Here is a 22139-nt window from a genome sequence, read left to right as displayed (position 1 = left end):
GCATGCGCGCGCCCTTGTCCTTCGGGGCAGGCCGGTGTGGATGGAACCCCGATCCGGTGGCGGCGCGGGATGGCCGGAGGGGCGTCCGGACCGGCGCCTCCAATAGGTATTTCTACAAAGAAGAAAGAGCACGCGGCTTTGTAGCGGTCCGGATCGCGCAGGGGCCGCGCGCCTTGCCGGTGCCACCATGGTGAGTGACGCCCGCTCATCCCAGCATCCGCCTGACCTGCGCGCGCAATTCCTCATTGGCGAAGGGTTTGGCCATCACCGCATCGGCCTGTGTCGTCGCCTCCGCGGTCTGGCCGCGCGCCGTCAGCATCAGCACCGGGGTCGCTGCCAGGCCGGGATCACCCTCGCCACGCAATTCCGACAGGATCTCGCTCCCCGAGCGATTGGGCAGCATCAGGTCCAGGATCACAAGGCGGGGGCGCTGATCGCGGATCGCCTCGATCCCGCCCTCTCCATCGTCATGCAGCGCGAGATGCCAGCCGTCGCGAGTCAGAATGAAGCGCACCGCCTCGGCGATGTTGGGTTCGTCCTCGATCATCAAGATATCCGGTCTCATAGGACTAGGTGCCGCCTCCCCCGCAGCCTGCCTTGCCAGTTTGCAGCAACCGGACCCGCTGTCAAAGCCCTCCGATGGCCCGATGCGGAGAAAGAATCGAAGGCTCGCGCCGCGCCGGGCAATCCGAACGCGGGCAAATCCGGCAGGAAGCGCCGATCTCGATGACCCGGCCGGGCGCGTCCGGGGCACCTGCGGCGGGCAGGATCAGCATCTGCGCCTGTGTCAGCAGCGGTCCCTCGATCCCTTCGGGCTGGCTGCGCGTGGCATAGCTGATCGTGTCGAACTCACGCCCCTCGGGCACCCGGACCCGCGCGCTGATCGCGGTCTGTGGCGTGGCCAAGGCCCGGTAGAGCGGCCAGAGCGGGCAGGCATCGCCGGGATGCGACAGTGGAAAGCCCGGAGCCGGACGCCGCAATGTCAGCGTGCCCGAACCATCGCAGACCAGCAGCCCCACCTCTTCGAAGCCCGGCGGGCGCAGCGCCGCCAGCCGCCGCATCACCAGGTCCAGGGGCGCCCGCAGCCTTGCGGCGATGCGCAGCGGGTCGCCCGCCTCCGAGGCGCCCCCCAGGGTCGAGTCCGGCAGTGCGGCACGTTCGGCCCTCATCCGGAGCAGGTGATCGCGGGCCAGCGCGCGGGCCGCATCAGTGGCCAGGTCGGCTGCCTCCTCGATCGGAGGCGTGCCCGCCGCCATCCATGCCTCGACCTCTTCCTGCGGGGTATAGATCCCCTCCTCGGTCTCGAAACTGTCGAGATAGGCGACCAGCGCCTGCGCCGTCGTGGACAGGCGCAGACTGTCCTCTGCCAGGTTGGCATGGAAGCGGTGCCGCCATTCCTCGGGCAATTCGCCCTCCTCGACCAGGATCGAGGCGGTCGAACGCAGCGAAGTCACCGCCGAGAGCACCTCGTGCAGGGTGGTCAGCAGATAGGGATCCTGCGTCATCCGGTCCGACAGGTTCACCAATTGCCGCTCCAGCGCGTCGGCGCGGCGGGAAGTGGCGATCAGCGTGCCTGCCCAACCGGGAAAACGGGCGAGCAGTTCGGGCGCCTGCTCCAGTTCGGGCGCAGGATCCTTGCCCGAGGGCGCGCGCGCCGCCGCCTCGCGCAGGGCCGCCATCCGGGCCTCTTCGCGGCCCGAGGCGAGTTCCTCGGCCGGAACCTCCAGCACTTCGGCGAGGCGGGCAACCAGGTCTTCGCCCACCGGCCGGCGATTATGTTCGATCAGGTTGAGATAGGCCGGAGATATGCCTGCCGCGCGCGCGATATCGGCCTGCCTGCGCGACAGGGCAAGGCGCCGTTCGCGGATCCGGGTGCCGGTCAGGATATGGGTGACGCTGCGTGGGCTCATGGTGAACATGAAACCCGGCAGGCAGCGTTTGCGCAAGCGGATTGGCGTGGCGATGGGGGCTTTGCCCCCGTAACCCGTTCCGGGTGCCTCCCCCAGGATATTTGCATGAAGAAGAAAGGGGCTTTGGGGGCGATCCGGATGGCGGGCTAGACCGCGATGCCGTGCCGACCGGCCAGGTCGGTGAAGAATTGCCATGCCACCCGGCCCGAGCGGCCACCGCGCGTGGCCTGCCATTCCACCGCCTCGGCGCGCAGTTCCTCGGGGGCGATCTTCAGGTCATAGGCGTCGCAATAGCCCTGCACCATGGCCAGGTATTCGTCCTGGCTGCAGGGGTGGAAACCCAGCCACAGCCCGAAACGGTCCGACAGCGAAACCTTTTCCTCTACCGCCTCGCCCGGATGGATGGCGCTCGAGCGTTCATTGTCGATCATGTCGCGCGGCATCAGGTGGCGGCGATTCGAGGTCGCGTAGAGGATCACGTTTGCGGGCCGTCCGCTGATCCCGCCATCCAGCACCGCCTTGAGCGACTTGTATTGCGTATCGTCATGGCTGAAGGAGAGATCGTCCGAGAACAGCAGGAAGCGGCGGTCCTGCGCCCGTCCCAGGATGGCCAGCAACCGTCCGACCGAGCCGAGATCCTCGCGCGCGATCTCGACCAGCACGAGAGGCAGGTCCTGCGCCACCGCCTCGGCATGAACGGCCTTGACCAGCGAGGATTTTCCCATGCCGCGCGCGCCCCATAAAAGCGCGTTGTTGGCGCCATATCCACGGGCGAATTGCAGCGTATTGGCCAAAAGCGTGTCCTTGGCCCGGTCGATGCCGATCAATTGCACCAGATCGACGCGATCGACGGTCTCGACCGGCTCCAGCCAATCGGGATCGGGATGCCAGACATAGGCGTTGGCCTCGGTGAAGCGCGGCTCCGGACGAGGTTTCGGCGCCAGCCGCTCCAGCGCGGCGGCGATACGTTCCAGCGGCTCGGATGCCTCGGTCATGTCCTTCATTCCTCGTCCTCGACCCATAATCCCTGCGCCTTGAGCTCCGCCTCGCGCTTGCGCTCGATCCGGCGGACAAGCTGGATCGAGACCTCGTAGAGCCCGTAGACCACGACGAACAGGATCACCTGCGAGATCACGTCGGGCGGGGTGGCGACGGCGGCCAGCGCCAGGATCGCGACGACCGCGTATTTGCGGACCGAGCCCAGCCCCTCGGCAGAGACCAGCCCCGCCTTGCCCATCAGCGTGAGCAGCACCGGCAGTTGGAAACTGAGCCCGAAGGCCAGCAGGAACTTGATCGTCAGGTTGAGATATTCCTGCATCGACCCCTGGAAGGAGATGCCCGCGACATCTCGCGTCTCGGTCATCTCGTCGGGGGTGGCGACGACGGGACCCTGCTGGAAGCCCAGGAAGAAATCATAGGCCATCGGCAGGATCACGTAATAGGCGAAGGCCGCGCCGATCGCGAACATCACCGGCGAGGCGACCAGAAAGGGCAGGAAGGCGCTTTTCTCGTTGCGGTAAAGCCCCGGCGCAACGAAGCGCCACATCTGGTAGCCAATGATCGGAAAGGCCAGGGCGAAGCCGCCGAAGAACGAGATATTGATGGCGGTGAAGAAACCTTCCTGCAGCTTGATGATCTGCAACTGGCAATCCTGCCCCCGCGCATCCAGCGCCGCGCAGATCGGTTGCGTCAGGAAATTGTAGATCGGCTGCCAGACCGTATAGCACAGCACCATCATCACGACGAAGGCCAGCAGCGACCAGATGATCCGGGTGCGCAGCTCGGCCAGATGCTCGATCAGCGGGGCCGAGCTGTCATCGATCTCATCGTCCGGTTGGGTGTTCGTGGCCAATTCAGTCGTCTTTCATATCCGACCGGCGCACCGCATGCAGGCGCCGCTTGCCGGTGGTTGCCTCATCGGCGGCTGTCACATCCTCCAATGGCTCCGCGGCTGGCGGAATCTCGGCCTTCGGAGGCTCCTCCGCGGGCTGCGGCGCGGCGGGATCGGGGCGAGCGGTTTTCGCGGGCTGCGACGGGTCCCATTTCTCGAACCGTTCGGCGGCGCGGTCCAGCGCGTCCAGTCCGAGCGATTTCTTCGAGGTCAGCGATTTCACGTCCTTGATCGAATTCGCCGCCTCATCGATGCCCGAACTCTTGGCGGCATCCTCCATCGCCGAGGTGAATTCGCGCGCCATGCTGCGCGCCCGGGCGGTGAACCGTCCCAGGGAATGGAACAGATGCGGCAGATCCTTTGGGCCAACCACGATCAGCGCAACCACCCCGATCAGCAGAAGCTCGCTCCAGCCGATGTCCAACATGGCCGTGCCCTTTCGCGATCAGCTACGGTCGCCGTTTTCCGGCGTCACGTCGCGCGCCTTGTCGCCAGGCGCGTCCTGCTGCGTGTCGTCAGTGGCTTTCTCGATCTCTTCGGTTTCGTCCTTCACGCCGCGTTTGAAGGCGGTGATGCCCTTGCCGACCTCGCCCATCAGGGACGAGATCTTGCCGCGTCCGAACAGAACCAGCACGACGACCGCGATCAAAAGAAGGCCGGGAAGGCCGATATTGTTCAGCATTGCAAACTCCCTTGTGCGGGGCCCGACGCCCGCGCGCCACATTTAGGGGCTCTCGCGGCGGAATGCAAAGCCCGAATGCGTGAACGGCAGCCGCCCGGATTGCATCGCGAGATGACGCAAGCGCAGGAAGCGCGGTCCCGTCCGGCTCTGCCGCAACACGCCCCTGCCCGATCAGCGGGTTTTCCGGCCAGCCGCGTTTCGCCTCATCCCGATCCCCATGGACAGGGGGCCGGAGGTGGAGGACAATCCGGGCCGAGAAGCAGGGAGAATGGCGATGAGCGAATCCGATACCCGGATCAAGGCGTATTTCAGCGAACCGAAACCGTGGCGCGCGGAACTGGCGACGCTGCGGGCCATCCTGCGGGACACCCCGCTGACGGAAGAGTTCAAATGGCGCTCGCCCTGCTACTGCTTTGAGAATGCCAATATCGTCACCCTCTGGCGCCTCAAGGATTGCTGCGCTCTCGGGTTCTTCAAGGGCGTCCTGCTAGAGGACCGGGAAGGCATCCTCATTGCTCCGGGCGAGAATTCGCAATCGATGCGCAAGGTGGAGTTCACCGGTCTTGCGGAGATCACCGGGCTGGAAACGGTCCTGAAGGATTATATCGGCGAGGCCATCGAGCTGGAGAAAGCCGGTCTCAAGGTGAGTTTCAGCAAACACGCCCCCGAATTCCCCGGGGAACTCATCGACAGGCTGGATGAGGATCCCGAGTTCAGGACCGCTTTCGAGGCCCTGACCCCGGGACGGCAGCGGGGCTATGTGCTGCATTTCTCGCAGGCGAAACAATCCGCGACACGGATCTCGCGGATCGCGAAATGCGCGCCCAGGATTCTCGAAGGAAAGGGGCTACATGATCGTTGAACGGGACGCCGGGGGGAAGGCCGTTACTCGGGCAATGGTTATTGCGGCATGAATGCGGGTCGGGCATTGTCATGATGAAGCAGCGGAAACAATCTTGGCCCAAAGGATTTTTGCGATGCGACTGATATTGCTGATCGCGCTATTGCTGCCATTGCCCGCAAGCGCCTTCATGGCCCGGAACGGCATGATCGCCAGGCAAGTCGGCCCGACCGAGATCGCGGTTGCCCATGAGGTGCAGCGTGACGATACCGATTACTGGTGTGCTGCCGGAGATTTCGCGCGGCATGTCCTGAAACAGCCGGGCAAGGCCCGTCTCTGGCGGGCCACGCCCAAGCCGCGCGAAAAGGGGAAAGGTATCGTCTTCACGCTCGACCCGGCGCGCAAGGCCGAGGGCGCGGGCCTGTCCCATTTCGGCTCGGGGCCGCGGGACGGCTCCCTGTCGGTCGGAATGGCGGTGACGAATTTCTGCCGCCCGCGAATCCCGTTCTGGGCGGATTGACCGGCATCATTCCGGTCGAAAGAGGCATATCCCTGCCATTGGTGCCATTGCCCGCCCCTCAGAACAGGCTCAACTGGTCCCCTGTCCTTGGCGGCGGACCAAAGCGGCTGCAATCGAGCGGCGGGCTGCCTTCCCGGTAGCCCAGCCTTTTCCGCGCCAGCCGAAAGCGCTGCTTCGCCAGTTCCGCCTCTGCCCCCGCGCCCCTGAAGCGATGCCCGAAGCGCGGATCATTGTCCCGCCCGCCCCGCATCGCCTGGACCCGGTTCATCACATGCGCGGCCATGCCCGGCCGGTGCCTCTCCAGCCAGTCGCGGAACAGCGGCGCGACCTCATGCGGCAGGCGCAGCGGGATCATGCTGGCCGTGCTTGCCCCTGCCTCGCGCGCCGCCGTCAGGATCGCTTCGATCTCGGGCTCGGTCAGCACCGGGATCACCGGCGCGACCATCACCCGGACCGGCACCCCGGCCTTCGACAGCGCGCCGATCATCTGCAGCCGCGTCTGCGGCGTGGGGGCCCGCGGCTCCAGCGCGCGTGCCAGCTTGGCATCCAGCGTCGTCACGCTGATCCCGATCGCCGCCTGGTCCTTCGCCGCCATCTCGGCCCAGAGATCGAGATCGCGCAATACGCCCCGTCCCCGCGTCACCAGCGTCGCGGGATGGTTCCAGTCCCGCAGCACCCTGAGTATCCCCGGCATGATCGCCAGCTTCGCCTCGACCGGCTGATACGGATCGGTATTCGTTCCCAACGCGATCGGCGCGACCTTGTAGGAGGGGCGCGCGATCTCCCGTTCCAGCAGAAGGGCGGCTTCCGGCTTGGCGGTGATCTTCGTCTCGAAATCCAGGCCCGGCGACAATCCCAGATAGGAATGGCTGGGCCGGGCGTAGCAATAGATGCAGCCATGCTCGCAACCCCGATACGGGTTGATCGAACGGTCGAAGCCGATATCCGGGGAGTTGTTGCGGGTAATGATCGAACGCGGCTTTTCCGTCACCACCTCGGTCTTCAGAAGGTGGCTGTCCTCGGGAATGTCCCAGCCATCGGATTCGCGCATCTTCTGATACGGCTCGAACCGCCCGGCGGGGCGTGAATCGGCACCACGGGCCTTGAGGGTTTCATCGGGATCGCGAGGTGGCAACATGGCGCCAAGCATAGAACATAAAGAGAACAAACGCCAGCGATTCCCGCCGTCACCCGCAGCGGGTCACGACTGCGCCATTTTCCCGGCTGGCCGAACCGGGAGGTTCCTGTCAGCGGCCTTCCCGGGCCCCTGCAGCACTTTCACGTCATGCGGACTCAGGGTCGTTCCGCATTCGGAACAGACCATCCTGGGATCGAAGGCGTGACCGCATGCCATATGCTGGTGAAGCACGGGCCGGCCGTCCTCTCCGGCCATGTGGACATCGCCCCAATGCACGATCGACAGGATCACCGGATACAGGTCCAGCCCCTTGCCGGTGAGCTTGTATTCATGCCGTGGCGGATGCTCCTGATAGGCAACCTTCTTCAGCACCCCGGCCTTCGAAAGCTGCTTGAGCCTGTCCGCAAGAATGCCCCGGGTCACCCCTAACCGCTCGTGGAAATCATCGAAGCGGCGAACACCCAGAAAGCAATCGCGCAGAATCAGCAGGGTCCACCTGTCGCCGATGACGGACAATGTCCGGGCCATCGAGCAGGTTTCCTGTTCCAGTTCGCTCCATTTCATCCTGGGCCTCCCGGCTCCTTGCCAACACGACCGAATATATTGCGCGGAATGAAGCATGCCAACCGGACGAGCCGCCCTGCCCCCTCCGATATGCAGCGATTCCCTCGCTTTCCGCCCGATTGACACGGTGCTTCGCGCCACGTAGGTTCTGAAACAGAACTTACGTAGGGGATTCTTCTCCTTCCAAAAATGGAATGACCGCGATGACCAGAAAAGAGATCGAGTTTCATTTCGATTTCGGCAGCCCGAACGCCTATCTGGCGTATCAACTGCTCCCCGGGATCGCCGAAAGGCATGGCGCGACCATCCGCCATGTTCCGGTCCTGCTCGGCGGCGTGTTCCGCGACACCGGCAACCGTTCTCCGGCAGAGGCTTACGCGGGGATCGAGAACAAGCTGAACTACGAACGCCTGGAAATGCAGCGCTTCATCGCGCGTCACGGCATCACGCGGTTCAGGCGCAATCCGTTCTTTCCGGTCAATACGCTTCGCCTGATGCGTGGCGCGGTTGCGGCGCGGCATCTTGGCGTCTTCGCCGAATATCTCGACACCGTTTTCAAGGGGATGTGGGAAGAGCAGTTGAACATGGGCGATCCCGACATCGCCGGCGCGGCCATATCGAATGCAGGCCTCGATGCAGAGGCGATCCTTGCCGCCGCAGAGACCCAACCCGTCAAGGACGAACTGCTCGCCAATACCCGCCGGGCCGTCGCACAGGGCGATTTCGGGTCACCGACCTTTCATGTCGAAGGCGAAATCTATTTCGGGAAAGACCGGCTTCGCGATGTCGAGGACCACCTGATCGGGCTGGAAACCGCCGCCGCCGGCAGGTGACAGGCCCGCGACGACACCGCCGGACAGGCGGCAGACACAGCAGCATGGGGGATGAAGCATGAAGAAACGCGGGAAAACGGTCGCCGTCGTCGGTGCCGGGGACTATATCGGCGCGGAAATCTGCAAGACCTTCGCGGCCGAGGGCTTCACGATCTTCGCCGGGCGCCGGAATGGCGAAAAGCTCGCCCCCCTCGTCCGCGACATCGAGGCGGCGGGCGGCTCCATCACCGCCAGGTCGCTGGATGCGCGCAAGGAAGACGAGATCGTCCAGTTCATCGCCGATGCCGAGGCCGCAGGGCCGCTGGAGATCTGCATATTCAATATCGGCGCGAACGTGAATTTTCCATTCGTGGAAACGACCGAACGGGTGTTCCGGAAAGTGTGGGAAATGGCCTGCTATGCCGGTTTCCTGACCGGGCGCGAGGCCGCCAGGGCGATGTTGCCGCGCGGCAAGGGCTGTCTCTTCTTCACCGGGGCCACCGCCGGGTTGCGTGGCGGCCCCGGCTACGCGGCCTTTGCCAGCGCCAAGTTCGGCTTGCGCGGAGTCGCCGAAGCGGCGGCGCGCGAACTCATGCCCCAAGGCATCCATGTCGCGCATCTGGTGATCGATTCGGGCGTGGACACCGCTTGGGTGCGCGAACGCATGACTGCCTCGGGCCAGGAGGCGTCCGAGCGGGTGCTCATGCGGCCCGCATCCGTCGCGCAAACCTATCTGCATCTTTGGAAACAGCCCGAAGACGCCTGGACCTTCGAGACCCAGATCCGGCCAAGCGTGGAACGCTGGTAGGCGCCCACCGGACAGGATCGCTCCGGCTCGGCATCGAAGACGGACAGTGTCTCGCCATCGATCTCGCAACCACCGAACAACTGGAAAATTTGGTGCGGTCGAGAAGACTCGAACTTCCACTCCGGTTAGGGAACAGCGACCTCAACGCTGCGCGTCTACCAATTCCGCCACGACCGCATCCGGGCAGTGCCGCGGGTCATAGCCGAGCCCGTCAAAAATGAAAAGAGGAATTCTGCAGATTCCTGCAACGGGAATTCGGGGCACGCCCCACCGCCTCAGCCCCACCAAGGTGGCTTGACGGCGCCGGTGCTTCGGTTCAGATCGTCGCATGGTGGAATGGATCATCAGCAGTGGCGTGACCGGCTATGAAGAGGCCGTGACCTTCATGGAGACGCGGGTCGCCGCGATCCATGCGGGCACCGCGGATGAGGCGATATGGCTGGTCGAACATCCGCCCCTCTACACCGCAGGCACCAGCGCCAGGCCCGCCGACCTGCTGCATGCGCGCTTTCCGGTCTTCGAGGCCGGCCGGGGCGGGCAATACACCTATCACGGGCCGGGCCAGCGCATCGTCTATGTCATGCTCGACCTGAACCGCCGGGGGCGCGATATCCGGCGTTTCGTGGCCCAGCTCGAAGCATGGGTGATCGCGGCGCTCGCAGAATTCGGCGTGACCGGCGAGGTCAGGGAAGGACGGGTCGGTGTCTGGGTCACGCGGCCCGAGAAGCCCCCGCTGCCCGACGGCACCCCCTCGGAAGACAAGATCGCCGCGATCGGCATCAAGCTGCGCCGTTGGGTCAGCTTTCATGGCATCTCGATCAATGTCGAACCCGAGCTGTCGCATTACGACGGCATCGTGCCCTGCGGGATCAGCGGATATGGCGTCACCAGCCTCGTCGACCTGGGGCTGCCGGTCACGATGGCGGATCTGGATTCCGCGCTGCAACGAAGCTTTCCGGCGCAATTCGGCTGATTTCGGCTCAGAAGGTCTCGTTCTGGGGACGGATGAACGGAAGGATATGTTCCGGCACCTCCTCCCAGGGAATGAAGGCGGGCATCCGCGCGATCCTGCGCTGTTCCCGCCAGCCGCCCTCGACCTTCATGACCAGGCAGCGGGTGATCCGGTTCCCGTGCTCCTGTTCGCTGCGCGCAAGGACCGCAAACCCGGTCGCGGCGGTCTCCATGCCCAGTTCGATCATGCGCAGATGAATGAGCGAGGTGGTGCGGGACGGCTCACTATGAAAGAACAGCATCGTGTAGCCTTCACGCTGCCGTAGCACCATGCCCCGAAACTCCCGCTTGCGGCCCAATGTCCGGAGATGGCGGGGAACCGTTTCGCGCGCGTTATACCCCCTGACGACCCTGGCCACGGCAAGCGTGTTGATGCGCAGCAGCATCTGCGTGGCACAATCGCGGCGTGAATTGGCACCACGCCAAATCTGGTAGACGCCATCGGGAAGCTCATTGCTGCCATGGAAAAAATCCTGGTCCGGCACGCAAAAGCCGACCGCCTCGTACATCGCGGCAGTGGCTGGCGGCAGGGGCGAGGTATTGTAAAGTCCCGCTGAGATCAAATCGAGCTGCGTCGGTGTGAGAAGATCGGTCAGGATCCGGGCATCGACCTCGAAATAATCGCATATCCGCTTGAGAACATTCGGTTTCGGGAAGGATTCCGAACGCAGGTAGCGCTGGAACTGGATCCGGTTGATGTCCAATTCCTGGGCAACGAAGGCCTGCGACCCCCGAAGGGCCGTCAAATTCCTCAGATTGTGACCGAACACCTCAAGAACCGACATGGAAACCACTGATCGCAAAACGCAACTGCCATGCCAGCATGGCATATCCGGCGGCTTGCGGCTAGTGAGTGACCAATCAAGTTCACCGGGACGGCATAATCGCGCCGTCCCGGTCAGTTCCATCTGTCCGGCACGAAACCCGGGGGGGAGAAAAGATTTCGCACCGCCTGGTCCTGATGTGCGACGGAACCCTTGCGCGCCTGGTAGGGAGCCTCAGGCGGCCGGTCCGTTCTGTTATGGTTATATCCGTCTAGCTTCGATGCGCCCGCCTCATGTTGTTCAGCTCTGGATACGGAATTTCTGGATCCGTGCGGCGAGTTCCATCAATTCGCCTGCCCTGATGGCCGGGATGCGATCAGCGACCGCATAGGCCACCGCTTCGATTTGCCGGCCGGCATCGTCCAGCACACGCTGCTCCAGTTCGAGCGGGGCGTAAAGGACATAGGCGTTCCGGGATCCGGCGCGATCATGTCCGGGTTTTCGGCGCATCTCTGCGCTGATCATCATATTCACTTCATGCACCATATGGCTGAGATTTGCGTCACCGAGACGCTTCATGGAGTCAGGTTAACCAAATTTTACCGTCCGGTGCAGACTCGCATTTGTGACCATCCGCTACAAAATTGTTCGGTATATAATGTATTTTATATACATTTCATGAGGTTGATCTTTCCCGCGCATCGACCAAAATTAACGCGAAAAATTCTTGGTATAGCACGTCATGATTGCAATCCCTCCTGCCATGGCGGTGTTTCGGCAAAGGCATTGGCCAGATGATCGATGAACAGCCTGACCTTGCGCGGCATCGGCCTGACCGGCGGCCAGACCACGCTGACCGGCAGCGGTTCCTGCGGCAATTCGGGCAGCACCCGGATCAGCCGCCCCTCGCGCAGCGCATCATGCACGATGAACAGCGGCAACAGTGCCAGCCCCAGCCCACCGATGGCAAGATCCCGCATGGCCTCGCCGTTATTCGCGGCGATCCGGCCCGAACGCGGCAGGGGAACCCCCGAGCCGAAGGGCCAGATCTCGCCAAGCCGCGCATTCAGATAGCCGATCACCTCGTGCCGGGGCAGGTCTGCGGGATCGTTCAGCGGCCCGTGCATCGCCAGGTAATCGGGGCTGGCGACCAAGGCGCGCGGATCTTCGCAGAGGCGGCGGGCCATCAATGTGCTGTCCTTCAGATGTCCGATCCGTAGACCGGCATCGAAACCCGACCGCCCCAGATCGGTCAGCTGGTCGTCATATTCCAGCACGATCTCCAGCCCCGGATGGGCGCGCGCGAATCCCGCGATCACCGGCCCAAGATGGCGGATGCCGAAACTCATCGGCGCGGCGATGGCCAGCCGTCCGCGCAGTTCGACCTCTGGCCCGGCCACGCTCTCGGTCGCGGCGATCAGTTCGGCCAGCGCGGGGCGCAACCGCTCGGCCAGCGCAAAGGCGCTGTCGGTCGGCGTGATCCGCCCGGCATGGCGCGTGAACAGGGGCACGCCCAGGGACGCCTCGAAATCGCTGATCCGCTTGCTGACGACGGATTTCGACAGATCGGCACGCGCCGCCGCGCCCGAAATGCTCCCCGCATCCAGAACCGCCAGAAATGTCTCGATATCAATGATCGACCAGCCCATAATCGGGACAATAACCCAGTTGCCGCCGTTCGCAATATCCGAACGCCGCTTTGCACCGACACCGGGTGCCGCGAACGGCGGCGCTGCGCCATATTGCGTTCAGACAAGGGAAAAGGAGCCGCATCATGCAGCTGACAGGAATCCACCATCTGACCGCGATCACCGCCGATGCTCCGGGCAATAACCGTTTCTACACGGAAACGCTCGGCCTGCGGCGGGTCAAGAAAACCGTTAACCAGGACGATACATCCGCCTATCACCTGTTCTTCGCCGATGGCGCGGGCAGCCCGGGCACCGACATCACCTTTTTCGACTGGCCGGTGGCTCGCGAAAGCCGGGGCACGCATTCGATCAGCCGCACCGGGCTGCGCGTGGCCGAGGCCAGCCTCGACTACTGGGCCGGACGTTTGCGCGACCGGGGTGTCGATGTAGGCCAGATCACCACGCTTGACGGCCGCCCCAGCCTCGATGTCGAAGATCCGGAGGGCCAGCGCCTGCGCCTCGTCGCCGCGCCCGAGGGCAATTCCGTGGCATGGGAGAAAAGCCCCGTCCCGGCGGAACACCAGATCCGCGGTCTTGGCCCGATCACCATCTCTGTCCCCGATCTCGGCCCGACCGAGGCGGTGCTGACGCAGGTGATGAACATGCGCAAGAGCCGCGACTATCCCAGCCCCGACGGCGAGGGGCAGGTGCATGTCTTCGAGATGGGCGAGGGCGGCGCGGCGGCCGAATTGCATGTCGCGGTCCAGCCCGGCCTGCCCGTCGCGCGTCAGGGGGCAGGCGCGGTTCACCATGTCGCCTTCCGCGTGCCCGACAAGCAGGCGCTGACGGAATGGACCAGCCGCGTCTCGGGTTTCCGCGTTCCGAATTCGGGCGAGGTCGAGCGTTACTACTTCCGCTCGCTTTACTTCCGCGAACCGGGTGGCAATCTGTTCGAGATCGCCACGGACGAACCCGGATTCGACGTGGACGAGCCGCGCGAAACCATGGGAGAAGGGCTGTCTCTGCCGCCCTTCCTCGAACCGAAACGCGCGCAGATCGAGGCGGGGCTGAAACCCCTCGCCTGAACCGAACTCGCCCGGGGGCACCCTGCCCCCGGCCATCACAGGGAGGAATCCATGCCCGTCATCCTTGGCCTCAGCGGCAGCCTGCGCCGCGCCTCGTTCAATTCCGGCCTGCTTCGCGCCGCCCGAGATGTCGCGCCCGAAGGCGTCGAGATCCGCATCGGCTCGATCGCCGAAGTGCCGCTTTACGATGGCGATGCAGAGGCCGCGCAGGGCATACCGCCTTCGGTGATGGAACTGAACCGGCAACTGGCCGAGGCCGACGGGCTGTTGCTGGTCACGCCCGAATACAACAACGGCATACCCGGTGTCTTCAAGAACGCCATCGACTGGATGTCGCGCGGCGATGGCGGCAAGAATTTCAAGGGCAAGCCGGTCGCGGTCACCGGCGCCTCGCCCGGCAATTTCGGCACCGCCCATTCGCAAAGCCACTGGCTGCCCGTGCTGCGCACCCTTGGCACGCGGCAATGGCACGAGGGGCGCCTGCTGGTCTCGCGCGCGGGCGATCTGTGCGATCAGGACGGCAACCTGACCGATGACAAGACCCGCCAGAAGCTCGCCGATTTCGTCGCCGGCTTCGCCGCCAGCCTGTAATGGACCGTCTCGCCGCCGACCGCATGTTCGCGCAGGTCGTCCGTCTCGGCGGCTTCTCGGCCGCGGCGGCACATCTGGGCACCTCTCCGGGGCAGGCCTCCAAGCTGGTCTCGGGGCTGGAGGCCCATCTTGGGGTGCGGCTTCTGAACCGCACCACCCGCGCCATCTCCCCCACCGCCGAGGGCGAGGCCTATTTCACCCGTATCAGCGCGATCCTCGACCAGCTCGACGATCTGGACGACAGCCTGCGGGATGCGGGCCAGAATCCGCGCGGACTGCTGCGGATCACCGCGCCGCTGACCTTCGGCACCGTGCAACTCATGCCTGCCCTGACCGATTTCGCCCGGCAACATCCGGCCGTCCGGTTGGAAGTGCAGTTCACCGACAGTTACATGGGCCTGGCAGAACATGGCTTCGATGCCGCGATCCGGATCGGCCAGCCTGCCGATTCCGCGCTCAAGGCCCGCAAGCTTGGAGTCATAAGGGTCAAGATTGTCGCCGCGCTCGGCTATCTCAAGGCACGGGGCGTGCCACGCCGCCCCGCCGATCTGGCAGGCCATGACATCGTGACCGACCTGAATTTCTCCCGCCCCGACACGTGGAATTTCCGCGACAAGGGCGAGCCGGTTCTGCTGGACCTGCCCGGTCGGCTGCGCTTTGGCAATGCCGAGGCCTGCGTCATCGCAGCCGAGGCCGGGCTGGGCATTACCCGCGTGCCGGATTTCATCGCCGCCCCCGCTGTCCGCGCCAGGCGGTTGATCGAGATATTGGCGGAATATCGCGACGGGGAATCCGGGGTCTACGCGCTGACACCCTCGGGCCGCCATATGCCCTCGCGTTTGCGGCTCTTGCTGGACTTCCTGCGCGAGCGTTGGGGTCCCGACCATGACTGGAGCAATTGATTCCAATTTGGAATAAATCATCTTCCATTTGCACCGATTATCATCCGTATGGAAAAGACGCATATTCCGTCCATGACCACAAGCGAGGCTATGTGAAAGGACCGACATATGCTGACCACCTTGAATGAGAAACTGCACGCCCCCGACCTGGCCGCGCTGATCCTGCGGGTCTCGATGGGCGTGCTGTTCCTGGCCCATGCCGGGCTGAAAATCTTTGTCTTCACCCCCGCCGGCACGGCGCAGTTCTTTGGCTCGATCGGCCTGCCGGGCGCACTGGCCTATCTGGTGATCGCGGCCGAACTGCTTGGCGGTATCGCCCTTATCATCGGCTGGCAGGTGCGGCTGGTCGCACTGGCGCTGGTGCCGGTGATGCTGGGCACGATCATCTTCAGCCATGGTGCAAGCGGCTTCTTCTTCAGCAATGAGGGCGGCGGATGGGAATATCCGGCCTTCTGGACCATCGCGCTGATCGTGCAGGCGCTGATCGGCGGCGGCGCAGCCGCTGCCAGCCAGAACTGAAATGACGGAGGCTGCCATGACCGGAAAATCCATAAACCACGTCGCCTTGACGGTGCGGGACCTGCCCGGCATGGCGGCATTCTACGAGACTGCACTGGGCCTCGCCCCGCTTGGTGGCGACGGTGAAACCCGCCGCCTCGGCGCGGGCGAGGAGATGCTGCTGGAACTGCGGGCCGACCCCGCCGCCACGCCACGCGATCCGCGCCAGGCGGGACTGTTCCACACCGCCTTCCTGCTGCCCGAACGGGCCGATCTGGGGCGCTGGCTTCGCCATGCCGTCCAGAGCGGGCTGCGGCTGACCGGCGCCTCGGATCACGGTGTCAGCGAGGCGATCTATCTCGACGATCCGGAGGGTAACGGGATCGAGATCTATCGGGACCGGCCCGAATCCGAATGGACGCGCAATGGCGACCGGGTCGAGATGTTCACCATGCGACTGGACCTGAACGACCTGACGGCCTCGGGCAGCGGAGAATGGCGGGGCGCGCCCTCGGGCAGCCGTGTCGGCCATGTGCATCTGCAGGTGGGCGATCTCGTCCCGGCGGATGAGTTCTTCCGCGAAACCATGGGCCTGACCCGGACCTTCGAAGGACCGGGAGGGGTGTGGTACGGCTGGAACGGCTATCACCACCACCTCGCGGGCAATGTCTGGAACAGCCGGGGCGCTGGACCGCGCGATCCGAAGATGACCGGGCTGACTGAACTGGTGGTGAACGATCCCGAGCGGGCGGGCGAGACCGTCACCGACCCCTGGGGCACGCTGTTCAGGATGGTCTGAGCCGCCCCCGGGCGCTTCTTCTTCATCCAAATATCCCGGGGAGTCGCGCGGCACGCGCGGCGGGGCGGAGCCCCTTACCCGCCCTGACCCGCAGACCGGCATTCCCGCCTGCTTCCATCCTCCGCCAGGTCGGTGAAGCTGGCCATGTCGCCCTTGCTCCACCATTCATATTCCCCCGCCACGTAGCGCGCGCCGGATGCCGCGATCACGTTCACGAAGACCCGCTCGACCCCGTCGACGGGCAGGATCGCCAGTTGGTTCTCCCCCGCATTGACATAAGTCACCCGGAGGCTTTCCCCCTCGCCGCAGTCATATTCCACCGGAAGGATGTTGCTTTCTCCCGAGATGGGAAGCGGGATCGACAACATGGGTTCTGCGGATAGGGGAAAGGCGATCAGCGAGAACGCCGCGCTGGCAAGAAATGTCTTCATCGTGAATCCCTCGTGCAATGGATCAGGCGGCATCCATCCAGCCGCCCAGGAAGGCATGGATGTTACGGGTCAGGTCGTCCGAGAGATAACCGCCCTCCTGCACCATCACGGTGGGCAGGCCCGCCCCGGCGATCAGCGCCGCCGCGCGCCCGAAACATTCGGTGGTGACCGACAGCCCCTTCAGCGGGTCGTTCTCATGCGCGTCCAGTCCAAGGGCCAGCACCAGCGCGCCGGGATCGAATTCGCGGACCCGCTCCAGCGCGGTGGCGATGGCGGCCAGCCATTCCTCGTCCCCCTGCCCCTGTGGCAATGCTATGTTCAGGTTGAAGCCTTCACCCGCGCCGCGCCCGGTCTCATGCGCGTAACCGACATAGAAAGGGTAGAAGGACTCGGGCGAGGCATGGATCGAGACGGTCAGCACGTCAGGGCGTTCATAGAAAATCTCTTGCGTGCCATTGCCGTGATGCACATCGATATCCAGGATCGCGACGCGTTCGTGACGCGCGCGCAGGGCCTGCGCCGCGATGGCGGAATTGTTGAGGAAGCAATGCCCTGCCGCGGTATCCGCATCGGCGTGATGCCCCGCTGGCCGGCATAGCGCATAGGCCGCCCTTTCGCCGCCCATGACCGTTCCCGCCGCCGCCAGGGCCGTATCAACCCCGCGCAACGCCGCCCTGTAGGTGTCGCGCCCGACCGGGCAGGCGGTATCGGCCATATGCCATCCCGCACGGCCGACAATGCCCTTGGGGTAGCTTTGCGTGGCCTTTTGCGGATGCAGGTTGGCGACCACCTCGCGCCCGCGCCGGGGAAGGCCTGCCATTCCTCCCAGCAGCTTTCCAGGAATTGCAGATATTCCGGGGTATGGATCGCCCGCATCGCCGCGCGGTCGGTTTCGGGCGGGTTCACGGTCGTCAGCCCCAGCCCGGACAGTCCGGCCAGCAGGCGACGGGCGCGTTCGGGCAATTCCTTGTTCGCAGTGGGCACGCCACGCAGCATCCAGAAACGCGGATCATGGGCCTCGGTCTCGGGGGCGTAAAAGCAAGGCAGGGCGGTCATCATCTCTCCTATGGTCGCGCGGATGCGAGACTAGGAAGTTTCGGGACCGGGGGCCAGCCCCCGAACCCCCGGGATATTTGCATGAAGAAGAAGGCGGATTTTGCCCGTCTTGCAGACCGGGTTCCCGGGGAGGCGGCGGGCGCCATCGTCAGAAGCCCGCATGGGTTTCCAGGAATTCGACCTCTTCCGCCGTGGACTCGCGGCCCAGCACCGCGTTGCGATGCGGAAAGCGGCCGAAGCGGGCTATGATGTCGCGATGGTCGCGGGCGAAATGCAGGGAATGGGCGTTGCCAAGGGCTTCGTAGAGTTTCACCGAGTGTTCCTGGTCGGCGAGATCCTCGCTATGCATGAAAGGCAGGTAGAAGAATTGCCTCGTGGTCTCGTCCTGTTCCTGATCAAAGCCGCGATCCAGCGCGGCGCGGGCATGGGTCAGCGCGAGATCGTTGCTTTCGAAGGACCGGGGCGAGCCGCGGAACATGTTGCGCGGGAACTGGTCCAGCGCGATCACCAGCGAAAGCGCGTCCTGCGCGTTGCCGCCCCAGTGATCCAGCCGGCCGGCATGGGCGGCCTCGTATGTGGCGCCGAAAAGCTGGATGATCTGGCGGTCGATCTCTTCGGCTTTCTTGAACCAATAGGGCTGCATGTCAGCCGAAAACCAGAAATCGCGGATGTCCTGCGGGGTCTTGACGGTCATGTCATGTCCTTTACGTGATGCGTGGAGATCCCGAAGCCGCCGCGATGAAATGGGTCGGCGGCTTCGGATTTGCTGATCGGTGTCGCCGGGTGCTCAATCGGGCAGCGGAATGAATTCCTCCCGATCATCGACCGGCAGGTCGAACAGCCCCTGCCCCCATTGCTGCGCCTGCCATTCGCGTTTCGCCTCTTCGATCTTCTCCCTCGAGGAGGCGACGAAGTTCCACCAGATATAACGAGGTCCGTTCAGCGTCTCGCCGCCAAGCGCCATCAGCCGTGCGCCGCGATCCCCGGCCGATACGGTGATCTGGTCGCCGGGGCGGAAGACCATCATCTGCCCGGCCTCGTATTCCTGCCCGGCGATGCGGATCGAGCCCTCGGTGATGTAGATCCCGCGATCCTCGTGATCGGTGGGCAGCGGGAAACGGGCCCGTGCCGCAAGCGTCACGTCCAGGTAGAATGTGTCGGAATAAAGCGTTGCGGGCGCGGTCTCGCCATAGGCGCGGCCAAGGATCAGGCGGGCCTCGATGCCCTGGTCGCGGATCTCGGGAAGGGCCTGCTTGCCGTGATGCTCGAATGTCGCGGGCATGTCCTCGTGGCTTTCGGGCAGGGCGATCCAGGTCTGGATGCCGAACAGGCTGTTCGGTCCCTGCCGCGCCTCGGCCGAGGTGCGTTCGGAATGCGTTACCCCCTTGCCTGCGACCATCCAGTTCAGTTCCCCGGGCCGGATCACCTGATCGCTGCCGACGCTGTCGCGGTGATGAAAATCTCCGCGATAGAGATAGGTGACGGTGCCCAGCCCGATATGCGGATGCGGGCGCACATCGACGCCCTGCCCGGTCAGGAACTCGGCAGGACCGGCCTGGTCGAAGAAGATGAACGGGCCGACCATCTGCCGCTTGGGCGCGGGCAGGGCGCGGCGGACCTCGAAATCGCCGAGATCGCGGGCGCGGGGAATGATCAGGGTCTCGATGGCATCCGGGCCGATCTCGTCGGGGCAGCCGGGGGTGAGTGCGGGGTTCCAGCTCATGGCGATCCTCCTTTGGCTCCTGTGGCCTGTTCACAGGATGGTCCGATTCCGCCGAACCGCCAAGGGAAGATTCGTTCGGCAAACGCGAACACCGGGTTGGGCAAAGCCTTGCTGGTGCCGGGCGGGCCGGAGGCGCATCTTGGTTTGCGGACAGGAAGGAGTCATGCCATGACCAGCGGAATTCATCATGTGACGGCCATCACCCGCGATGTGCAGGCGAATGTCGATTTATGGATGGGCTTTCTGGGCCTGTCGCTGGTCAAGCAGAGCGCCGGTTTCGAGGATGCCGAACAGCTTCACCTGTTTTATGGCAATGCGACCGCCGATCCCGGAACGCTGGTCAGTTTCCTTGTCTGGCAGGATGGGGCGACCGGCCGCGTGGGCCATGGGCAGGTGGCCGAGATCGCGCTGGCCATTCCCCGCGCCCGGATCGGCGACTGGCTGACCCGCGCCATGCAGCGCCAGTTGCGGATCGAGGGGCCGTCGCGCGAATTCGGCGAACCGGTGCTGCGCCTGAAGGATCCCGACGGGATCATCGTCAAGCTCGTCGGCGCGGATGTTCCCGACACCGGCTGGCCCGCCGCCCCGCATGGGCTGCGCGCCGTCACGCTCTGGTCCGAACTGCCGGAGCAGACCGCCGCATTCCTGAGCCGTTTCGGCTATCGCGCCGGGCCGGTCGAGGGCGGCGTGACGCGGCTGGTCTCGGACAGCGATGCGCTGGACATCCGCGATGCCTCGGGTTTCGTGGCGGGCATTCCCGGCACGGGCGTGATCGATCATGTCGCGCTGCGGATGCCGGATGTGCCCGCCATCGAGGCCCATCGCGCCGCGTTGTCGCGTCTGAACAGCGGCGAGGTGACGGTCCATGACCGCAAGTATTTCACCTCGCTCTATATCCGCGAGCCGGGGGAAATCCTGATCGAGCTGGCCACGGACGGCCCCGGCATGGGTATCGACGAGGCCCCCGGCCATCTGGGCGAGATCCTGATGACCCCGCCGCATTTCGCGGAGCGCGCCGATGATCTGCGCGTCTTGTTGCCGCAATTCGCCCGTCCGGGCGAGGAAAGGTTCCCGATGAGAGTTCTTCCCTTCACCCACCGCATCCACCGGCCCGATCAACCCGACGGCTCGACCCTGCTGCTGCTGCATGGCACCGGCGGGAACGAGGCCGACCTGATGCCGCTGGCCCATCATCTGAACCCGAATGCGACCCTGCTCGGCTTGCGCGGGAGGTCGAACGAAGAGGGCGTCGCGCGGTTTTTCCGCCGCCTGTCGATGACCAGTTTCGACCAGCAGGATATCCGCGCCGAGGCCACTGCCTTCGACGCCTTCATGAGCGGGGCGATTGCCGCCTATGACCTGGACCCCGAGCGGATCACCGTGCTGGGCTATTCCAATGGCGCGAATTTCGCGGGGGCGGTGATGGGGCTTTATCCGGTGCTTTTGCGCCGGGCGATCCTGATCCGGCCCATGGCGGTGCTGGAGGACTTGCCCGAGCCCGATCTGACCGGCACAAGGGTCCTGACACTGGCCGGTGCGCATGACCCTTATGGCCCCCATGCCGCGCGCCTGAATGATTGGCTCCGGGCCAGTGGCGCCGATCTGGACGCCCGGACCGTTCCGGCCGGGCATGAACTGGCGCAGGCCGATCTGGCCGCTGCGCAGGACTGGCTGAAAGGAGCATGAGATGACCGAAATCACCGTCACCCGCGAGGAAATTGACGACCGCCATGGCCGCTACGTGGCGCGCGTCGCGGGCATCGATGCCGAGGCCGAATTGACCTTTACCCGGCGGGCCGGGAACCGGATCAGCGCCGATCACACCGGCGCCCCCGAGGAGTTGCGCGGCACCGGGGCGGCGGGCGCGCTGGTCCGGCATATGGTCGAGGATGCCCGCGCGAGCGGGTTCCGGATCATCCCGCTCTGCCCCTATGTGCAGGCGCAATATGCCAGGCATCCCGACTGGTCGGATGCCTTCACCACCGCGCCGGGAGAGACGCCGAAACTGCCGGGATAGAGTCCGGGAGGAGGTAACAACACCTATTTCCCGCCGTCCCGCAGCGTGGCAATGATATGGGGCAGCCGGGTTTGGCTGACAGGCCGGAAAAAGGAACGGGACGGCGGATGCAGAGGATTGCCATCGCGGAGGGGGCGGCGGATGTCGCCCTCGTGCTTGGGGCGCTGGAGGCGCATGGCTTCTCGCCCATCGCGACCGACAGGCATAGCGGGCTGACCCTTTCGAACTGGTCGCAGGCGGTGGGCGGCGTGAAGATCTTCGTTCCCGCCGAAAAGGCGGATGAGGCCGCCACGCTTCTGGCCGGACTCGGCATGCCGCGATGGCGGGCCCCTGGTCTCTGGGTGATACTCGCCTTCGCCATTGCCTGGCTGATGGCAAGCGTCCCTCCGCCCGGAATGGGCAATTACCTGACCCGCCGCCCCGGCATGGATAATCCCGCCATGGGCGACCCCTGAGCAGGAAGAC

Annotated in this window: 28 protein-coding genes and 1 tRNA gene; 13 read left to right on the top strand and 16 right to left on the bottom strand. The window is 64.8% G+C overall.

Annotation, left to right across the window (positions count from 1 at the left end; genetic code table 11):
• Window positions 1-205: 205 nt before the first annotated feature.
• From A7A09_RS15710 to tatA, 6 genes are all read right to left on the bottom strand, one after another.
• On the bottom strand, window positions 206-565 hold the full coding sequence (locus tag A7A09_RS15710; RefSeq protein WP_106692285.1) for a response regulator transcription factor: 360 nt from the start codon (window positions 563-565) through the stop codon (window positions 206-208).
• A gap of 61 nt (window positions 566-626) precedes the next feature.
• Complete coding sequence (locus A7A09_RS15705) at window positions 627-1910, bottom strand: helix-turn-helix transcriptional regulator (RefSeq protein ID WP_106692381.1); 1284 nt, start codon at window positions 1908-1910, stop codon at window positions 627-629.
• A gap of 146 nt (window positions 1911-2056) precedes the next feature.
• Window positions 2057-2905, bottom strand: coding sequence for an ATP-binding protein (locus A7A09_RS15700; protein ID WP_106692380.1), 849 nt, complete (start codon window positions 2903-2905; stop codon window positions 2057-2059).
• Between the two features lie 5 nt (window positions 2906-2910).
• Window positions 2911-3762 carry a twin-arginine translocase subunit TatC gene (gene tatC, locus A7A09_RS15695; RefSeq protein WP_106692284.1) on the bottom strand — a complete coding sequence of 284 codons (852 nt, stop codon included), beginning with the start codon at window positions 3760-3762 and terminating at the stop codon, window positions 2911-2913.
• Between the two features lies 1 nt (window position 3763).
• Window positions 3764-4228, bottom strand: coding sequence for a Sec-independent protein translocase protein TatB (tatB, locus tag A7A09_RS15690; RefSeq protein ID WP_106692283.1), 465 nt, complete (start codon window positions 4226-4228; stop codon window positions 3764-3766).
• A gap of 18 nt (window positions 4229-4246) precedes the next feature.
• Entirely contained in the window at window positions 4247-4483 is a 237-nt protein-coding gene (gene tatA, locus A7A09_RS15685; protein ID WP_106692282.1) for a twin-arginine translocase TatA/TatE family subunit, read from the bottom strand.
• Between the two features lie 274 nt (window positions 4484-4757).
• Here tatA and A7A09_RS15680 point away from each other — a divergent pair, with 274 nt between their 5' ends.
• Together A7A09_RS15680 and A7A09_RS15675 are read left to right on the top strand one after the other, a co-directional pair.
• Window positions 4758-5345 (top strand): YdeI/OmpD-associated family protein, encoded by a 588-nt coding sequence (locus A7A09_RS15680; protein ID WP_211341149.1) that lies wholly within the window; start codon window positions 4758-4760, stop codon window positions 5343-5345.
• A 115-nt stretch (window positions 5346-5460) separates the two neighbouring features.
• Window positions 5461-5844, top strand: a complete 384-nt coding sequence (locus A7A09_RS15675; RefSeq protein WP_148043694.1) for a hypothetical protein — start codon at window positions 5461-5463, stop codon at window positions 5842-5844.
• Between the two features lie 58 nt (window positions 5845-5902).
• On the opposite strand, the gene A7A09_RS15670 is transcribed toward A7A09_RS15675, so the two are convergent.
• Both A7A09_RS15670 and A7A09_RS15665 read right to left on the bottom strand, forming a co-directional pair.
• Window positions 5903-6982, bottom strand: a complete 1080-nt coding sequence (locus A7A09_RS15670; RefSeq protein ID WP_245999391.1) for a PA0069 family radical SAM protein — start codon at window positions 6980-6982, stop codon at window positions 5903-5905.
• Window positions 6983-7045: 63 nt separating this feature from the next.
• Complete coding sequence (locus A7A09_RS15665; protein WP_106692278.1) at window positions 7046-7546, bottom strand: winged helix-turn-helix transcriptional regulator; 501 nt, start codon at window positions 7544-7546, stop codon at window positions 7046-7048.
• A 203-nt stretch (window positions 7547-7749) separates the two neighbouring features.
• Between A7A09_RS15665 and A7A09_RS15660 the strand changes: the two genes are divergently transcribed.
• Together A7A09_RS15660 and A7A09_RS15655 are read left to right on the top strand one after the other, a co-directional pair.
• Window positions 7750-8379, top strand: coding sequence for a 2-hydroxychromene-2-carboxylate isomerase (locus A7A09_RS15660; RefSeq protein ID WP_170167130.1), 630 nt, complete (start codon window positions 7750-7752; stop codon window positions 8377-8379).
• Between the two features lie 58 nt (window positions 8380-8437).
• On the top strand, window positions 8438-9166 hold the full coding sequence (locus A7A09_RS15655; RefSeq protein ID WP_106692276.1) for an SDR family NAD(P)-dependent oxidoreductase: 729 nt from the start codon (window positions 8438-8440) through the stop codon (window positions 9164-9166).
• Between the two features lie 90 nt (window positions 9167-9256).
• Here the strand turns inward: A7A09_RS15655 and A7A09_RS15650 are convergent.
• Window positions 9257-9343 (bottom strand) — tRNA-Leu (locus A7A09_RS15650).
• Window positions 9344-9494: 151 nt separating this feature from the next.
• Between A7A09_RS15650 and lipB the strand changes: the two genes are divergently transcribed.
• Entirely contained in the window at window positions 9495-10139 is a 645-nt protein-coding gene (lipB, locus tag A7A09_RS15645) for a lipoyl(octanoyl) transferase LipB (protein WP_106692275.1), read from the top strand.
• A gap of 7 nt (window positions 10140-10146) precedes the next feature.
• Here the strand turns inward: lipB and A7A09_RS15640 are convergent, their stop codons facing one another.
• The 3 genes from A7A09_RS15640 to A7A09_RS15630 all read right to left on the bottom strand — a co-directional run bounded on the left by A7A09_RS15640 (window position 10147) and on the right by A7A09_RS15630 (window position 12590).
• Window positions 10147-10962, bottom strand: coding sequence for a helix-turn-helix domain-containing protein (locus A7A09_RS15640; RefSeq protein ID WP_106692274.1), 816 nt, complete (start codon window positions 10960-10962; stop codon window positions 10147-10149).
• Between the two features lie 279 nt (window positions 10963-11241).
• Window positions 11242-11469, bottom strand: coding sequence for a hypothetical protein (locus A7A09_RS15635; protein WP_148043693.1), 228 nt, complete (start codon window positions 11467-11469; stop codon window positions 11242-11244).
• 212 nt (window positions 11470-11681) lie between these two features.
• Entirely contained in the window at window positions 11682-12590 is a 909-nt protein-coding gene (locus tag A7A09_RS15630; protein ID WP_106692272.1) for a LysR family transcriptional regulator, read from the bottom strand.
• Window positions 12591-12715: 125 nt separating this feature from the next.
• Here A7A09_RS15630 and A7A09_RS15625 point away from each other — a divergent pair, with 125 nt between their 5' ends.
• The 5 genes from A7A09_RS15625 (at window position 12716) to A7A09_RS15605 (ending at window position 16447) form a co-directional block, all read left to right on the top strand.
• Window positions 12716-13657, top strand: coding sequence for a ring-cleaving dioxygenase (locus A7A09_RS15625; protein ID WP_106692271.1), 942 nt, complete (start codon window positions 12716-12718; stop codon window positions 13655-13657).
• Window positions 13658-13708: 51 nt separating this feature from the next.
• Window positions 13709-14248, top strand: a complete 540-nt coding sequence (locus A7A09_RS15620; protein ID WP_106692270.1) for an NADPH-dependent FMN reductase — start codon at window positions 13709-13711, stop codon at window positions 14246-14248.
• Complete coding sequence (locus tag A7A09_RS15615; RefSeq protein WP_106692269.1) at window positions 14248-15150, top strand: LysR family transcriptional regulator; 903 nt, start codon at window positions 14248-14250, stop codon at window positions 15148-15150. Before A7A09_RS15620 ends, A7A09_RS15615 begins: the two co-directional genes overlap by 1 nt.
• A 108-nt stretch (window positions 15151-15258) precedes the next feature.
• The gene (locus tag A7A09_RS15610; protein WP_106692268.1) at window positions 15259-15669 is read left to right on the top strand and encodes a DoxX family protein; all 411 of its coding nucleotides are present in this window, start codon (window positions 15259-15261) and stop codon (window positions 15667-15669) included.
• Window positions 15670-15685: 16 nt separating this feature from the next.
• On the top strand, window positions 15686-16447 hold the full coding sequence (locus tag A7A09_RS15605; RefSeq protein ID WP_106692379.1) for a VOC family protein: 762 nt from the start codon (window positions 15686-15688) through the stop codon (window positions 16445-16447).
• 74 nt (window positions 16448-16521) lie between these two features.
• On the opposite strand, the gene A7A09_RS15600 is transcribed toward A7A09_RS15605, so the two are convergent.
• The 4 genes from A7A09_RS15600 to A7A09_RS15585 all read right to left on the bottom strand — a co-directional run bounded on the left by A7A09_RS15600 (window position 16522) and on the right by A7A09_RS15585 (window position 19657).
• The gene (locus A7A09_RS15600; protein WP_170167128.1) at window positions 16522-16878 is read right to left on the bottom strand and encodes an MliC family protein; all 357 of its coding nucleotides are present in this window, start codon (window positions 16876-16878) and stop codon (window positions 16522-16524) included.
• A 22-nt stretch (window positions 16879-16900) separates the two neighbouring features.
• On the bottom strand, window positions 16901-17698 hold the full coding sequence (locus A7A09_RS15595; RefSeq protein WP_245999390.1) for a histone deacetylase family protein: 798 nt from the start codon (window positions 17696-17698) through the stop codon (window positions 16901-16903).
• Between the two features lie 384 nt (window positions 17699-18082).
• Window positions 18083-18628, bottom strand: a complete 546-nt coding sequence (locus A7A09_RS15590; RefSeq protein ID WP_106692266.1) for a DUF924 family protein — start codon at window positions 18626-18628, stop codon at window positions 18083-18085.
• A 93-nt stretch (window positions 18629-18721) separates the two neighbouring features.
• Window positions 18722-19657: a pirin family protein gene (locus A7A09_RS15585; protein ID WP_106692265.1), complete on the bottom strand. Its 936-nt coding sequence runs from the start codon at window positions 19655-19657 to the stop codon at window positions 18722-18724.
• Between the two features lie 168 nt (window positions 19658-19825).
• On the opposite strand from A7A09_RS15585, the gene A7A09_RS15580 reads away from it, so the two are divergent.
• The 3 genes from A7A09_RS15580 (at window position 19826) to A7A09_RS15570 (ending at window position 22129) form a co-directional block, all read left to right on the top strand.
• Window positions 19826-21343, top strand: coding sequence for a VOC family protein (locus A7A09_RS15580; protein WP_106692378.1), 1518 nt, complete (start codon window positions 19826-19828; stop codon window positions 21341-21343).
• A gap of 1 nt (window position 21344) precedes the next feature.
• Window positions 21345-21674 carry a GNAT family N-acetyltransferase gene (locus tag A7A09_RS15575; protein ID WP_106692264.1) on the top strand — a complete coding sequence of 110 codons (330 nt, stop codon included), beginning with the start codon at window positions 21345-21347 and terminating at the stop codon, window positions 21672-21674.
• Between the two features lie 107 nt (window positions 21675-21781).
• Window positions 21782-22129 (top strand): hypothetical protein, encoded by a 348-nt coding sequence (locus A7A09_RS15570; RefSeq protein WP_106692263.1) that lies wholly within the window; start codon window positions 21782-21784, stop codon window positions 22127-22129.
• Window positions 22130-22139 lie beyond the last annotated feature (10 nt).

The sequence above is a fragment of the Paracoccus methylarcula genome, assembly GCF_003007735.2.
In the GTDB taxonomy this organism is placed as follows: domain Bacteria; phylum Pseudomonadota; class Alphaproteobacteria; order Rhodobacterales; family Rhodobacteraceae; genus Paracoccus; species Paracoccus methylarcula.
The sequence above is the reverse complement of the archived record's forward strand: the minus strand, read 5'-3'. Positions and strand labels throughout refer to the sequence as shown.

Coding starts and splice junctions, on each gene's coding strand:
- A7A09_RS15710 (WP_106692285.1), bottom strand. CDS start 565: ATGAGACCGGATATCTTGATGATCGAGGACGAACCCAACATCGCCGAG.
- A7A09_RS15705 (WP_106692381.1), bottom strand. CDS start 1,910: ATGAGCCCACGCAGCGTCACCCATATCCTGACCGGCACCCGGATCCGC.
- A7A09_RS15700 (WP_106692380.1), bottom strand. CDS start 2,905: ATGACCGAGGCATCCGAGCCGCTGGAACGTATCGCCGCCGCGCTGGAG.
- tatB (WP_106692283.1), bottom strand. CDS start 4,228: ATGTTGGACATCGGCTGGAGCGAGCTTCTGCTGATCGGGGTGGTTGCG.
- tatA (WP_106692282.1), bottom strand. CDS start 4,483: ATGCTGAACAATATCGGCCTTCCCGGCCTTCTTTTGATCGCGGTCGTC.
- A7A09_RS15680 (WP_211341149.1), top strand. CDS start 4,758: ATGAGCGAATCCGATACCCGGATCAAGGCGTATTTCAGCGAACCGAAA.
- A7A09_RS15675 (WP_148043694.1), top strand. CDS start 5,461: ATGCGACTGATATTGCTGATCGCGCTATTGCTGCCATTGCCCGCAAGC.
- A7A09_RS15670 (WP_245999391.1), bottom strand. CDS start 6,982: ATGTTGCCACCTCGCGATCCCGATGAAACCCTCAAGGCCCGTGGTGCC.
- A7A09_RS15665 (WP_106692278.1), bottom strand. CDS start 7,546: ATGAAATGGAGCGAACTGGAACAGGAAACCTGCTCGATGGCCCGGACA.
- A7A09_RS15660 (WP_170167130.1), top strand. CDS start 7,750: ATGACCAGAAAAGAGATCGAGTTTCATTTCGATTTCGGCAGCCCGAAC.
- A7A09_RS15655 (WP_106692276.1), top strand. CDS start 8,438: ATGAAGAAACGCGGGAAAACGGTCGCCGTCGTCGGTGCCGGGGACTAT.
- lipB (WP_106692275.1), top strand. CDS start 9,495: ATGGTGGAATGGATCATCAGCAGTGGCGTGACCGGCTATGAAGAGGCC.
- A7A09_RS15640 (WP_106692274.1), bottom strand. CDS start 10,962: ATGTCGGTTCTTGAGGTGTTCGGTCACAATCTGAGGAATTTGACGGCC.
- A7A09_RS15635 (WP_148043693.1), bottom strand. CDS start 11,469: ATGATGATCAGCGCAGAGATGCGCCGAAAACCCGGACATGATCGCGCC.
- A7A09_RS15630 (WP_106692272.1), bottom strand. CDS start 12,590: ATGGGCTGGTCGATCATTGATATCGAGACATTTCTGGCGGTTCTGGAT.
- A7A09_RS15625 (WP_106692271.1), top strand. CDS start 12,716: ATGCAGCTGACAGGAATCCACCATCTGACCGCGATCACCGCCGATGCT.
- A7A09_RS15620 (WP_106692270.1), top strand. CDS start 13,709: ATGCCCGTCATCCTTGGCCTCAGCGGCAGCCTGCGCCGCGCCTCGTTC.
- A7A09_RS15615 (WP_106692269.1), top strand. CDS start 14,248: ATGGACCGTCTCGCCGCCGACCGCATGTTCGCGCAGGTCGTCCGTCTC.
- A7A09_RS15610 (WP_106692268.1), top strand. CDS start 15,259: ATGCTGACCACCTTGAATGAGAAACTGCACGCCCCCGACCTGGCCGCG.
- A7A09_RS15605 (WP_106692379.1), top strand. CDS start 15,686: ATGACCGGAAAATCCATAAACCACGTCGCCTTGACGGTGCGGGACCTG.
- A7A09_RS15600 (WP_170167128.1), bottom strand. CDS start 16,878: ATGAAGACATTTCTTGCCAGCGCGGCGTTCTCGCTGATCGCCTTTCCC.
- A7A09_RS15595 (WP_245999390.1), bottom strand. CDS start 17,698: ATGGCAGGCCTTCCCCGGCGCGGGCGCGAGGTGGTCGCCAACCTGCAT.
- A7A09_RS15590 (WP_106692266.1), bottom strand. CDS start 18,628: ATGACCGTCAAGACCCCGCAGGACATCCGCGATTTCTGGTTTTCGGCT.
- A7A09_RS15585 (WP_106692265.1), bottom strand. CDS start 19,657: ATGAGCTGGAACCCCGCACTCACCCCCGGCTGCCCCGACGAGATCGGC.
- A7A09_RS15580 (WP_106692378.1), top strand. CDS start 19,826: ATGACCAGCGGAATTCATCATGTGACGGCCATCACCCGCGATGTGCAG.
- A7A09_RS15575 (WP_106692264.1), top strand. CDS start 21,345: ATGACCGAAATCACCGTCACCCGCGAGGAAATTGACGACCGCCATGGC.
- A7A09_RS15570 (WP_106692263.1), top strand. CDS start 21,782: ATGCAGAGGATTGCCATCGCGGAGGGGGCGGCGGATGTCGCCCTCGTG.